At 31.7% G+C, this 12,405-nt stretch carries 13 protein-coding genes; 5 read left to right on the top strand and 8 right to left on the bottom strand.

Annotated elements, in window-relative coordinates; all coding sequences use genetic code 11:
- Nucleotides 1-48: 48 nt before the first annotated feature.
- The 4 genes from AB3G34_RS02295 to AB3G34_RS02280 all read right to left on the bottom strand — a co-directional run bounded on the left by AB3G34_RS02295 (nt 49) and on the right by AB3G34_RS02280 (nt 3,988).
- Nucleotides 49-852, bottom strand: coding sequence for a hypothetical protein (locus AB3G34_RS02295; RefSeq protein ID WP_369753335.1), 804 nt, complete (start codon nt 850-852; stop codon nt 49-51).
- A 57-nt stretch (nt 853-909) separates the two neighbouring features.
- Nucleotides 910-2,169, bottom strand: a complete 1,260-nt coding sequence (locus tag AB3G34_RS02290) for a phage integrase SAM-like domain-containing protein (protein ID WP_369753333.1) — start codon at nt 2,167-2,169, stop codon at nt 910-912.
- A gap of 286 nt (nt 2,170-2,455) precedes the next feature.
- Complete coding sequence (locus tag AB3G34_RS02285) at nt 2,456-2,596, bottom strand: hypothetical protein (RefSeq protein WP_367774063.1); 141 nt, start codon at nt 2,594-2,596, stop codon at nt 2,456-2,458.
- Between the two features lie 471 nt (nt 2,597-3,067).
- On the bottom strand, nt 3,068-3,988 hold the full coding sequence (locus tag AB3G34_RS02280) for a glycoside hydrolase (protein ID WP_367774062.1): 921 nt from the start codon (nt 3,986-3,988) through the stop codon (nt 3,068-3,070).
- 577 nt (nt 3,989-4,565) lie between these two features.
- Between AB3G34_RS02280 and AB3G34_RS02275 the strand changes: the two genes are divergently transcribed.
- Genes AB3G34_RS02275 through AB3G34_RS02260 form a run of 4 tightly spaced genes read left to right on the top strand, consistent with a single transcriptional unit; the run spans nt 4,566 to nt 8,642 of the window.
- Nucleotides 4,566-5,033 carry a (2Fe-2S)-binding protein gene (locus tag AB3G34_RS02275; RefSeq protein ID WP_367774061.1) on the top strand — a complete coding sequence of 156 codons (468 nt, stop codon included), beginning with the start codon at nt 4,566-4,568 and terminating at the stop codon, nt 5,031-5,033.
- Entirely contained in the window at nt 5,026-7,209 is a 2,184-nt protein-coding gene (locus AB3G34_RS02270) for a molybdopterin cofactor-binding domain-containing protein (RefSeq protein WP_369753332.1), read from the top strand. Before AB3G34_RS02275 ends, AB3G34_RS02270 begins: the two co-directional genes overlap by 8 nt.
- 52 nt (nt 7,210-7,261) lie before the next feature.
- Nucleotides 7,262-8,023: a xanthine dehydrogenase accessory protein XdhC gene (xdhC, locus tag AB3G34_RS02265; protein WP_369753331.1), complete on the top strand. Its 762-nt coding sequence runs from the start codon at nt 7,262-7,264 to the stop codon at nt 8,021-8,023.
- A complete protein-coding gene (locus tag AB3G34_RS02260; protein ID WP_369753330.1) occupies nt 8,013-8,642 on the top strand; it encodes an NTP transferase domain-containing protein in 630 nt (209 codons plus the stop codon). Before xdhC ends, AB3G34_RS02260 begins: the two co-directional genes overlap by 11 nt.
- A gap of 61 nt (nt 8,643-8,703) precedes the next feature.
- Here the strand turns inward: AB3G34_RS02260 and AB3G34_RS02255 are convergent, their stop codons facing one another.
- From AB3G34_RS02255 to AB3G34_RS02240, 4 genes are read right to left on the bottom strand one after another with little or no spacing between them, the layout of a single operon-like run.
- Nucleotides 8,704-9,234, bottom strand: coding sequence for a DUF4252 domain-containing protein (locus AB3G34_RS02255; protein WP_367774055.1), 531 nt, complete (start codon nt 9,232-9,234; stop codon nt 8,704-8,706).
- A gap of 1 nt (nt 9,235) precedes the next feature.
- Entirely contained in the window at nt 9,236-9,766 is a 531-nt protein-coding gene (locus tag AB3G34_RS02250) for a DUF4252 domain-containing protein (RefSeq protein WP_367757756.1), read from the bottom strand.
- Nucleotides 9,767-9,780: 14 nt separating this feature from the next.
- Nucleotides 9,781-10,224 (bottom strand): hypothetical protein, encoded by a 444-nt coding sequence (locus tag AB3G34_RS02245; protein WP_367757754.1) that lies wholly within the window; start codon nt 10,222-10,224, stop codon nt 9,781-9,783.
- Nucleotides 10,211-10,720, bottom strand: coding sequence for an RNA polymerase sigma factor (locus tag AB3G34_RS02240; RefSeq protein WP_369753329.1), 510 nt, complete (start codon nt 10,718-10,720; stop codon nt 10,211-10,213). Before AB3G34_RS02240 ends, AB3G34_RS02245 begins: the two co-directional genes overlap by 14 nt.
- Nucleotides 10,721-10,891: 171 nt before the next feature.
- Between AB3G34_RS02240 and AB3G34_RS02235 the strand changes: the two genes are divergently transcribed.
- Nucleotides 10,892-12,337, top strand: coding sequence for a S41 family peptidase (locus AB3G34_RS02235; RefSeq protein ID WP_369753328.1), 1,446 nt, complete (start codon nt 10,892-10,894; stop codon nt 12,335-12,337).
- Nucleotides 12,338-12,405: the final 68 nt, after the last annotated feature.

Here is a 12,405-nt window from a genome sequence, read left to right as displayed (position 1 = left end):
TAAAAGACTACGTATTGTACCTTTTTAGGTACGGTTTATACCTTTGCTTTATTTAATATTAATTAAATTATAAGTACTTAATCTCTTTAAATTTGATTTTGAATTTGGGTTTGTATATTTTACTTTCTCAACTGTCATTTGATAGGTTTCATTAATCCAGTTTTGAATGTCAATTAATCCAATGTTATCATAAATCAAATTATCATACTTCATAATTTGAAACATAAAATCTATATCGGTACGACTGCTTTTTGTGATTTTAAATTCATCAAACATACGTTGCCATATTTCAAACGATTTACCTTTAAATATGTGCGTATATTGATATTTAATCTCAATAGGCTCAACGGCTTCAGGTTGCTTAGATTGACTATTTATAAAAGATTTATTGTCAAGAAATTGGATATAAGTTTCGAGAATATTGATTACTCGAACTCTTCCTATCCATTGTCTTTTGTTATAAAGTTCAATGTAATCTTTGTGTTCTTTTATTATTTCTTCATTCCTTTTAATTTCATTTAGTATAAATTTTTTAGTTTGGAATGTTAAATCAAAATGAATACTTAACTCTTTTTTTTGTTGCTCCAAAAAAGTATTTAATATAATTTCATAAAAATCATTAAATAAGTCAGGACACCTAAAAGGGAATTTTGCTTTTCCATCCTTAAAATATATTACCCTCCAAAAATCAATTCCAGTATAAAATTTATTTTCAGATTTTGAAACAAAAACATATTTACTTAACTGAAGCGTATCTAGTGTACAATCTTCTTTTGCATTGTATAGCCTGTTTATTTCTTCTTCGGTGTAACCAGCATTTTGTAGATTCTTTTTTGTTAGTTCTAATATCATTTGATTCGTGTAAAAGGTGTAAAATATGTATGTAAAATAAAACAATTATTTTTTTAGTTAAAAATAGTTTGTTATTTCAAGTGCTAAATCTTTGTTGCTTTTGCCTATGTAACTTAAAAACATTGCTTCGGTGCTGTGGCCAGTTACATAAATTAAATATGTAGTTGGAATAGTACCGTAAAAATTTGATGCGAAGCTTCTCCTCCCCACATGGCTGGAAACGAGGTCGCATTTTCTATAATCTTTGGTTACTTTTCTATAAATTCCGCTTTTGGGTGCGGTTTCTATTTTCTTACTCCCATTTACTATTTGCGTTAATTCAGCAACTTCACAAACTGTTTTGATATAATCATTATACTTTTGATCTGAAATTGCATAAGGAAACGCCCCGCTACGCTTATTTAGAATTTCAATAATTTTCGGGTGCAGTGGTACGGTCATAATTTTATTAGTTTTCTTTTGGGTAAATTCAATTAAACTTTTGCCGTTTTCAATTCGTATCATATCAGCAGTAAACCGCATAAAATCTGAAACCCTTTGCCCGCAATAGCAGGAAATTATTAACCAGTCTTTTGCATTTTCTAAACTATCAGTTAATTTGCTTTTTTCTATATTTTCAATCGCTTTAATTTCATCAAAAGTCAAAAATATATTAGTTGCTTTTAATCTTGGAAAACTCAATTTGTCCAGCTCCAAACTTGTTTCTATTCCTTTAGTTCTTGCATCAATACAAATTGTTTTAACCTCGGCAAAATCTCTTTGTATTGTTATCCTACTATATTGCTGGCTTTCGCAATACTCTGAAAATTCAAGTTTAAACCGCTTGTTTACGTCTTTTATTAAAATAGCTTTATTTCTATGGGTTTGAAATCGCATTAACTTTTTTTGAAGTACTCTATATTTTCTAATCAAAACATCACTTGGATAGTTTTCTTTGTATTTAATGTAATAATCAAAATACTCAATCAGGTTTATAGGTATTGTTTCTGCGGTTGCATCGTTCTTCTTTGGATTGTAATACAAATCAATTTTGGTCTGTAACCATTCTTTTGTAATTGCTTCAGGTGTTGTAGTTTTGAAGCTGTCCAAAATTAGATTTTCAATTGTAGAACACAATCCTTTTACTCGTGTTTGTTCATTGCTTATAGTTACGTCCCTACTTTTAACATCACGTTGCTTCGTCCAAAATGTTTTTGAAACTTCAATTTTAGTTTTGGCACTCCAAAGGTATTTGATAGTATTTTCAGTGTGTTGTAGTCGCACCTCTAAAAATGATTTTTCACGTACTGAACGATATAAAAAATGTACTGTTGCCATTGTATTTGTATTAGTTGAAATCAGGAATACAAATATACTTAAATCTGTATTCTAAAATTCAATTTAACGCAAGTATTTGCATTTATTTGCAATAATCAATTTTAACAAATCTTTGTAAAGTACTGTATTTAAACGTATATTTGCAATTATTAAAAATGCAACTGATTTTATTTAATTGTATAAAAGTATTCCCACCGTGGTCACTTAAAAAAAAGGTATAAGTAGTTGATCAACTACTTATACCTTTTTTTCGTTTACAAACTGATATATTGGTTAATCTATATAATTAAAAACTCTCAGTTAGTTGAATTGATAAATAGATTGCCATTAAAATTCCAGACAAACCAGCTATTGCAACAAAAAAAGTTCCGATATACAAGAACAACGTATCGTATTTATTAATTCTATTTATTGACTTAGTTTTCATCTCTTCGCTTTAATCTAATCTATTTGCATTTATTATATTACAAAGTAAAACAATACCCCCATTATACACAATACCAACTTTTAGTGATATTTGAGTTATTTTTAATATCAAAAATATAATTCTACTATTCTATTTTTAAAGTAATGATAAAATCAAAAAAAAACTGACATAAAAAGAGTCGCATATATTAATTATAAAATCCAGAGTTATTACTTCCACTTTTTAGTAAGACCTAAAGCCCTATTACAATTTGTTTTTTATCTATCAATATCCCCACTTTAACTCACTTTTGATGAAATTGTGGTTTCTGATAAATTACATTTTAACAGAATATTAAAAAATCCGCAAAATCGACGTGCAAATAGCAAGCCTATTTTTGCGGATTTTATCAAATCCAAGTATTAAATATTTTTTTTTAATACTTATTTACCTACAGCAGTGTTATGACACGGGTTATCTTCTCTAAATTATTTAGATGGATCTTTTATATACCGTAACATCATCTACCCACATCATAGTACTTGTAAATAAGTTTATTTTATTGGGGTCAATAAAATTGGAATCGTTTGATCCTACATTCATATTTATAATGATATTATGCGGTCCAAAATTGTTCAAATTGAGCTTTGACACGCTGCTATTAGTGTATGTAGAAACCGTTACATTATCTAATTTTATAGTTACCGTCACCACATTATTTTTTACACTCCAAAAAGATTCGTATAAATGCCACCCATTATTACCATTTACATTAAATGCACTTGGATAACTTCTTTCTGCAGCGTTTCCTAATTGATTTGTCCCAGATGTTGTACCGTAAAAAAGATTAGAGGTAAAACGGGACGCATTAGGAGCAAAAGAATAACCCTCCATAGTGTCAATTTCTCCTTGAACTGGCCAAGCATTTTCTTGGACACTCCAGAAAGCGGGCCAAGCTCCATAAGTATCTGTGAATGATTTATAATTAGCACCATCCATAGCTATTAATTTAATATTAGCAGATAGCATATATTCTGTATTATTTTCAGGTTTATACTGATATATGGACTTAATTAGACCCGATTGGTATTTACTTGCACTCAACTTTGTAGTCTTTATTTCTAAACAATCTCTACCATCCCTAGTTTGTATTGTAGGTACGGAACTTTTATAATCACAATAGTTAGAATTATAATCTGTACGTTGTGCTTTTGTCCATTGCGAGAGTGAAGAACCCATATTAAATGTTTCCTCAAATTGCTTTACCCATGGAGCACCAGCGACTTTACTTGTAGCACTACTTATACTTGCAGTTACCTGTTGGTTTTCTTCGACAGATGTTACATTATCCGAGCAGGATTCTAATCCTAATAAGCAAGTTAGTGCAAAAGCAATCATACCTAATTTTTTCATAATTTTTAGTTTAATGGTTAATTTTTTAGTTGTAACAGAGCGTAATTTTGGTTTATATTATTAATTCAATCAGTTTGTTTACGGAAAAAGTTGTGCTCTTATAGCAGTGCTATTTCGAAAATTAAATTTCAGAAAATATTGCTTCACAATATTTAACGTTTTCTAAAACAGTAAAATTATTTTTGTGAAAATAGATTTATTTTAAAAATTAAAATAAAAGATTTGAAGCATTATATAAAACAAATGATGTGTGTAAATGACCGGTATTACATTTTCAATATAATAATGCAAATAGAATAGAAGAATTGATATAAAATAAAAAAAATAATTGCGATTAAAATAATTATCAAATATTCTAAAAACCAACTATTAATAATCATATTAATAAAATAAAAGGCTGCATTTATTAATCTTATAATAGAGAGTGCGATTTTAAACTTTCGTATTAAAAGCACATTCCTATCAACCTTAATACTTAAGTAATAAAATCTACTCAATTGAACCTAATTTTAAAAAAAAATTAAATTAGAAATAAAAAGCTTAAATTGGGGGTCCGTAACACAAATTGTAAAGCAACATGATTACACTTCAAATTAATGGAGAAAAACATCAGATAGATGTAGATCCAGAAATGCCTTTATTATGGGCTATTAGAGACATTATTGGCCTGACTGGCACTAAATTTGGCTGTGGAATAGGTGCTTGTGGCTCTTGCAAAGTATTAATTGACAATACTGCTACCTATTCGTGTTTGACACCTGTTTCTGCAGTTACTGGAAAAGAGATTACAACAATTGAAGGTACTCAAGAAAATCTACAATTATTGCAAAAATCATGGTCGGAATATAATGTTCCACAATGTGGCTACTGTCAACCTGGCCAATTAATTACTGCTACTTCCCTACTTAACTCAAACGAAAATCCTACAGACAAAGATATCGATGACGCCATGAGTGGTAATATTTGTCGTTGTGGCACCTACCAGCGAATAAAAAAAGCCATTCACCATACTGTTGAACTTAAAAATAAAGCAAACCATGAGTGATATTCATAACATGAGCCGTAGAAGTTTTGTTAAAAACATTGGTTTGGCCTCGGGTGGATTAATTCTAGCTGGTAGTACTTACTTATATTTCGATAAAAAAAAGCCTGAAAACAAAATTGAATTTAATCCTAATTTATTCGTTCAATTGAATTCTGATGGAAGTTTGATTTTAATTGCTTCCCGATCTGAAATGGGGAATGGAGTAAGAACCTCTTTAACTTCAGTCATTGCTGACGAAATGGATGCCGACTGGAATAAAGTGACGGTTAAACAAGCTATGGGTGACATAAAATATGGGGATCAAAATACCGATGGTTCTAAAAGTATTCTTTACCTATATGACACTATGCGAAAAATGGGCGCTACGGTTAGAGCCATGTTAATTACTGCTGCAGCAAAAACATGGCAAGTGCCCGAAGAAGAGTGTACCGCCGAAAATCATTTTATAATTCACTCTAGTGGTAAAAAATTAGAATTTGGAGCTCTTGTTGAATTAGCAAAAACACTTAAAGTACCCACAAACATAGTTTTTAAAAATCCAAATGACTTTAAATACATTGGTAAACATTTAAAAAGTATTGACATCAATGAATATGTAAATGGAGCTGCTGTTTTTGGATTAGACAAACGTTTACCAAATATGAAATTTGTAGCTATCGCACGTTGTCCCGTTACATTTGGAACCGTTAAATCTTTTGATAAGACTGCCGCAATGAAAATTCGTGGAGTGGAAGCCATAATTGAAATTCCTCGCATTGAAAGACCTTTTGGTCCTCTTGGTGGTGTAGCTGTAATTGCTACGAATACTTGGGCTGCATTCAAAGGTAAAGCTGCATTAGAAATTGAATGGAATTACGGCGAAAACGAAACGTATGATTCGGATCAATACATGAGTCAAATTACCGACAATGTCCATAAACCAGGGAAAGTGGCTAAAGAAATAGGCAATGTAAACGAAGGCTTTAAAGGAGGGCATAAAACTATCGAAAGCACCTTTCAACTTCCTCATTTAGTACATACCCCAATGGAAGTACCAAATGCAGTTGCTTGGGTTCAAGGAGATACTTGCGAAGTTTGGGCACCCACACAAGATCCTCAAACTGCCCGAAATGAAGTAGTAGATTATTTAAAAACAACTGTTGATAAAGTAACTTTAAATGTTACTTTTTTAGGGGGTGGTTTTGGAAGAAAATCAAAGCCAGATTATGTGGTAGAAGCTGTTATGGTATCAAAAATGATTAAAGCTCCTGTACAAGTAATTTGGACACGTGAAGACGATGTGAAGCATGGATATTATCATACTGTAAGTGCGCAATACATGAAGGCATCTATAGACAGTCAAGGTAATGTTACCAGCTGGCTACACCGATTTGCATTCCCTTCTATCATGTCGACCTTTGCGCCCGGAACTGATTTTCCAGCCGATTGGGAAATAGCCAGTGCAGCTAATATTCCTTATGCCATTAAAAACTTTAAGGTCGAAGTAGGTCAAGCACCTGCTCATGTGCGAATTGGCTGGATGCGATCTGTAATTAATATTCCTCATGGTTTTTCGGTGAATGTATTTGCTGACGAATTGGCTTTTGCTGCCAATAAAGACCCATTAGAGTTTCGTTTGAATCTAATAGGCCCTGACCGAATCGAAGACACAAAAGATCCTCTAAAATACAACACAGCCCGACTTAAAAACGTTTTAAATGTGGTTGCAAAAAATGCCAATTGGGGAAAACCATTACCAGAAGGTCATGCTTACGGAATAGCGGTTCAATATAGTTTTTATAGCTACGTGGCCTCAGTTGTTGAAGTATCAATGGTAAATAATAAAATAAAAGTGCATAACATTTATACTGCTATAGATTGCGGAACCGTAATAAACAAAGATACCGTAAAAGCACAAATGGAAGGCGCCGCTATTTTTGGAATGTCATTAGCCTTTTATGGGAAAATTACTGCTAAAAATGGGGCGATTGAGCAAAATAGTTTTACTGATTACAAAATGATTCGAATGAATGAAATTCCAAATGTTCATGTTGAAATTGTGGAGAGTACCGAAAACCCAACTGGCGTAGGAGAACCTGGAGTACCCGTAATTGCTCCCGCTATTATAAATGCTATCTTTAAACTTACTGGTAAAAGGTACCATAATTTACCTTTGAGCGATTTTGATATTGTATAATATCATTTTTACCTGCTTAATCTATTATGCACTCCAACCAATAATTATTTTAATGAATAACTGGATTGAATTATTACACGAATTTAAAATTAAAAAAATACCCGTAGCTCTGGTTACAGTAACTAAAGTTTTAGGCTCTGCTCCTTGCAAAGTAGCTTCTAAAATGATTGTAACCTATCAAAAAAAGATTCACGGAACCATAGGTGGCGGTAAATTAGAATTTCAAATTATTGAAGAGGCCATTAAAGCAATTCATGAAAATCAAACAAAAGAATTCTCTTATACTCTTGGACCTGAATTTGAGCAATGCTGTGGTGGCAAAGTAGAACTAATTATTGAACCTATGAATCAATCCCCTGAATTGTTTCTGTTTGGAGCCGGACATATTGGCATTGCTTTATGTGAAGTTCTAAAAGATACTCCTTTTAATATCACTCTTTTTGATACACGAGAGAATTGGAAAAACACTATTGAAATAGATAAATCAATTTTATTTAGTAGTGTTGCATTCGATCACTACAAACAAACGATCAATTGGGGAGACAATTGCTACGTAGTTATCATGACACATGATCACAAATTGGATTTTGAAATTACCGCATTAGCCGTTCACTCCAAAACAAAATACATCGGATTGATAGGCAGTAAAACCAAGAAAAATAAATTTAATAATTTATTGATTAACGAATTGGGTTTTACAGCTGGAATCAAAGCAGTTCATTGTCCAGTTGGACTAGATTTAGGCGGAACCAATCCCAAAGAAATAGCAATCAGTGTGGCATCTGAATTACTAAAAGTGTATTATGGCAAATAATACCGTTTTTATAGTACTTGCTGGGGGCAAATCAGAAAGAATGGGTATTGCTAAAGGTTTATTAGATTATAATAATACGTATTGGATTTTAGAGCAATTAGATCGGATTTCGAAAACACAAATCACAGAAGTCTACATTGGTTTGGGTTTCCATTACCAAGACTATTTCAACGCTATTCCATTGCTAGCTGAGGCGCAAACTCATTTTATGTATTTTAAAGAAATGAAAGTGAGAGTCGTTATTAATCCAAATCCAGAACGAGGTTCTTTTTCAACACTGCAAACTGTATTACAAAAAATAAAAACCAATCAAGCTGTTCTTATTAGTCCCATTGATATTCCAATTCCAAATGCTACGGTACTGAATGCAATAATTGAAATTGAAAATACCATTGTTCTCCCCAATTTTGAAGGCAAAAATGGTCATCCAATTAAACTATCTAACGCCTTTTGGAAATCTTTAACGCCATTAGATCCAAAAGAAGAAAATACAAGATTAGACTTCCAAATAAAAAAAGTGAATCTGGACGAAATTACTGAAGTAGAAGTTAATGATTCGTCAATCCTAAAAAATTTAAATACTCAAAATGATTGGACTGACTATTTGAACTCCAAATAAAAATCAAGCAAAAAAAGCCCCGATAAAATATATCGAGGCCTATAAATTTTAATACAATTAATTACTTTATTAATTGTTGCAAAGGTTTCAATTGCTCCATGTCAATATTGGACTTTTTCAGCACTTGCATCATTGTTATTATATTTGTTGGATTCATATCTTTTCCAATTACCCTAACAACTGCAAAACCAGCATCTTTTTTATTGGCATAAAAAACAAATTCTTCAATATGATCATCAGCTCCTACATAGCTTACTGATGCACCTTCTTTACCAGAACCAAATCTCATCAACTGTTGGTACTTTTTATCTTTCAAAATAGCATCCACTTTAGCACGTTGAACATCAAACTGATTTTTATTTTTATCTGTTAATTTAAATGCTAAAATATTCATCTTATCAAAAGATTTCAAAGCGGATGATTCAGCTATCGACAACTTCGTTTTGTCAACATTTAAAATATTTGGAGAAACATCCATTACAAGGAAATCTTTATTCTCTGTATTTTCTACAAAATATTTTTGTAGGGTGGGTTCTGAATTGCAGCTTACCAACAACAGGCATAAAAAATAAAAGATATAAACTGTTTTCATATTACTTTCTTCCTTTAGTTGCTTTCTTCAGGTCATCGCCACCAGGTATTCTCATTTTATCAGTTAAAACTGAAATTTCATTCAAGTCAAAATTACCTGTCAAAGACATTAACACCGTTTCATTTGTTTTACTTCCTCCTTCAATGAACATTAACAACTCTTTTATTTGACTGTCTGAGGCACCTGATTTTACTAATATCTTTATATTTTTACCACTGTCATTTACACGCATTAATTCTTCTAATCCAGCTGTTTTTATATATTTATCGGCTGCTGATTTCATATCAGCTGTTGCTCTAGAACTACTTGTAGTGAAAACTTTTAAGTTGTCTAATTTTTTGATTAAATTCATGTATTGTTGCGTTTCCTTATCAGATGCATCAACTTTTACTTTACTCATCAAGTCAAACATTTTTTTGTTGACAATAATTGAAGTCACATCATCTTGTCCATCAAATTTATCAAAAGCCGATTGGGCAAAAAACGGAGTTGCTATTAATGCAATTACTAGTGTGATTATAAATTTTTTCATTTTTTTAGTATTTGTTATTGTTTAAAAATTAATTGTTTTGAATCCTCGTATTCTTGAATGTAGTTAACACTTACTATGCCAGTATTTACATGAGTTGATAACATTGCCAATGCTTTCTGTGTTTCCTTTAAAGCAACCTCTGGATTAGTATAGGTCCCTAGGTCTTGATTAGCAACTTTATTATCAAAATACATATACGTACTAACACCTAACATAATAACAACTGAAGCTGCAATAGATAACCACGCTACTTTACGTTTTTTAGATTGTAGTGGTATTTCAGGTGCAAACTTTTGAGTTGCCGCAATAGAAAAATAATCAAATAAAGGCTTGTATTGCTCTAAATGCTGCGCAACATTTGGAGAAGAAAAATAATTTTGCAACTCTTTTTCATCCATACTACTTGTTTCCCCTTCGAAATATTTTTCTAAAAGTATTTCAATTTTATTCCATTCCATAATTATTAATTTTTGTCATGCATTCTCTTATCGTTTTTCTTGCTCTTGAAAGCGCTACACGAATAGCCGTTTCATTCATTTGCATAATTTTTGCAATCTCTTCAAATTCATATTGTTCAATATCTCTCATTTGAATTATGAGCCGTTGTTGTTCTGGCAATTGGTTAATAATTTTTCCAACCCAATCAAGACTATCATCATCTTCTATTTTCTTTTCTAAACTTGGAGTAGTATCAGCATAATTATCATGAACAATTTTAATATTATTAACCCTCTTAGATTTTAACTGATCCAAACAATGGTTTTTTGTTATTGTCATTGCAAATGCTTCTACACTATTAAAACCATTCAGACTTTCGCTTTTATGCCATAGTTTTACAAGTACTTCTTGGGTAGCGTCTTCTGCTTCTTCCGTGCTAATAAGCAGACGCTTTGCCAATCGAAAGAGTTTGTCTTTGAAAGGAGAAGTCAGTTCCAAAAATTGCACTTGATTCATATGTTACTACTTATTTTTTCTATTTTACGATTTGCAATTCGCTTGGCATACAATTTAAATCAATTGCCCTTATAATATCAAGACGAAACAGTTTAATTTTTGTTACAAAAAAACAAACAATTAAAACTAAAGATAGTATTTTTACGTTCATATACATATTAAACCCCAAATATGAGAACAACATTCAAGTTTACACTTTTATTATTTTTAGCTGCTTTAACCTTCCAGAGTTGTCAAGATCAAGATGACACAGCAGTACCAATAAATTTAGAGGTTCAAGATTTTATCTGGAAAGGATTGAATCAATACTATTTATGGCAAGCAGATGTGCCTAACTTAGCCGATGATCGTTTTGCTTCTCAAGATCAACTTAATGTATTTTTGAGAGGATATCCTGTTCCAGAAGAATTATTTGATGCGCTAAGAGTGGATAAAAGTATTGATCGCTTTAGCTGGATTGTAAGTGATTATTTAGAATTAGAGCAGGCCCTTGGAGGAATCTCAAAAAATCATGGAGCAGAATTTGGGCTTGTATACAAACCGGGAAGTACTACTGAAATATTTGGTTATGTTCGTTACATTCTTCCAAATTCTGATGCAGCGACAAAAAACATTCAAAGAGGGAGTATCTTTTACGGTGTTAATGGAACCCAACTTACTATAAGCAATTATCAAACTTTATTAGGAGCTGATAGCTATACTTTAAATTTAGCCGACTACAATGGAGGTGCTATTACATCAAATGGAAAATCAGTGGACCTAGTTAAAACAACGGTAGCCGAAAATCCAATATTAATAAACAAAGTTATTACAAATGGTGCACATAAAATAGGTTACCTGATGTACAATGGTTTTTATGCTGAATATGATACTCAATTGAATGCAGCATTTGAATCTTTAAAATCACAAGGTATTACTGACTTAGTATTAGATTTACGTTACAATGGTGGAGGTTCTGTACTTACTGCTACCCGCTTAGCCAGTATGATTACGGGACAATATACAGGACAAATTTTCGCAAAACAACAGTGGAACTCAAAGATAAACGACTATTTTGCCTCTAATAATCCAGAAGCCCTAAACAATAACTTTACAGACCAAATTGGGACAACACCTATCAACAGTTTAAATTTATCAAAAATTTATATCCTAACCACCAAAAGCACTGCGTCAGCAAGTGAATTAGTAATCAATGGCTTAAAACCCTATATGGATGTAGTACAAATAGGCGATATTACTACAGGGAAAAATGTTGGGTCGGTTACATTATATGACTCCCCTACTTTTGGAAAAGACAATAGGAATCCTAACCATCGTTATGCGATGCAACCAATAGTATTGAAGATAATCAATGCTGCTGGTTTTGGAGATTATTATAATGGCCTTACTCCTACTTACCAATTAAAAGAAAATTTAGGAAACTTAGACGTTCTTGGAAATAGTTCAGAACCTTTATTGAGTACGGCAATAGGAAAAATTACAGGAACAGGAAAAATGCTAAAACAAAACCCTGAACAAGATTTTAATTATTTTAAAGACACAAAATCGATTGACGCTTTACAAAACCAAATGTATATAGAGAAAGCACCAGAAGGGCTTTTAAAAGCATTGAAATAATTAACAGTAGAATATAATAAATTAGAATTCAATACGTTATATATAACCAACCTAATGTAAAAACTATG

This window comes from Flavobacterium sp. WC2409 (genome assembly GCF_041200085.1).
Classification (GTDB): domain Bacteria; phylum Bacteroidota; class Bacteroidia; order Flavobacteriales; family Flavobacteriaceae; genus Flavobacterium.
Note: the sequence above shows the minus strand (reverse complement) of the source record. Positions and strands in the feature narration are given on the sequence as shown.

Excerpts from the sequence above, each read along its gene's own strand:
- AB3G34_RS02280 (WP_367774062.1), bottom strand. The coding sequence starts at position 3,988 with ATGAAAAAATTAGGTATGATTGCTTTTGCACTAACTTGCTTATTAGGA.
- AB3G34_RS02260 (WP_369753330.1), top strand. The coding sequence starts at position 8,013 with ATGGCAAATAATACCGTTTTTATAGTACTTGCTGGGGGCAAATCAGAA.
- AB3G34_RS02270 (WP_369753332.1), top strand. The coding sequence starts at position 5,026 with ATGAGTGATATTCATAACATGAGCCGTAGAAGTTTTGTTAAAAACATT.
- xdhC (WP_369753331.1), top strand. The coding sequence starts at position 7,262 with ATGAATAACTGGATTGAATTATTACACGAATTTAAAATTAAAAAAATA.
- AB3G34_RS02295 (WP_369753335.1), bottom strand. The coding sequence starts at position 852 with ATGATATTAGAACTAACAAAAAAGAATCTACAAAATGCTGGTTACACC.
- AB3G34_RS02250 (WP_367757756.1), bottom strand. The coding sequence starts at position 9,766 with ATGAAAAAATTTATAATCACACTAGTAATTGCATTAATAGCAACTCCG.
- AB3G34_RS02240 (WP_369753329.1), bottom strand. The coding sequence starts at position 10,720 with ATGAATCAAGTGCAATTTTTGGAACTGACTTCTCCTTTCAAAGACAAA.
- AB3G34_RS02285 (WP_367774063.1), bottom strand. The coding sequence starts at position 2,596 with ATGAAAACTAAGTCAATAAATAGAATTAATAAATACGATACGTTGTTC.
- AB3G34_RS02275 (WP_367774061.1), top strand. The coding sequence starts at position 4,566 with ATGATTACACTTCAAATTAATGGAGAAAAACATCAGATAGATGTAGAT.
- AB3G34_RS02290 (WP_369753333.1), bottom strand. The coding sequence starts at position 2,169 with ATGGCAACAGTACATTTTTTATATCGTTCAGTACGTGAAAAATCATTT.
- AB3G34_RS02255 (WP_367774055.1), bottom strand. The coding sequence starts at position 9,234 with ATGAAAACAGTTTATATCTTTTATTTTTTATGCCTGTTGTTGGTAAGC.
- AB3G34_RS02235 (WP_369753328.1), top strand. The coding sequence starts at position 10,892 with ATGAGAACAACATTCAAGTTTACACTTTTATTATTTTTAGCTGCTTTA.
- AB3G34_RS02245 (WP_367757754.1), bottom strand. The coding sequence starts at position 10,224 with ATGGAATGGAATAAAATTGAAATACTTTTAGAAAAATATTTCGAAGGG.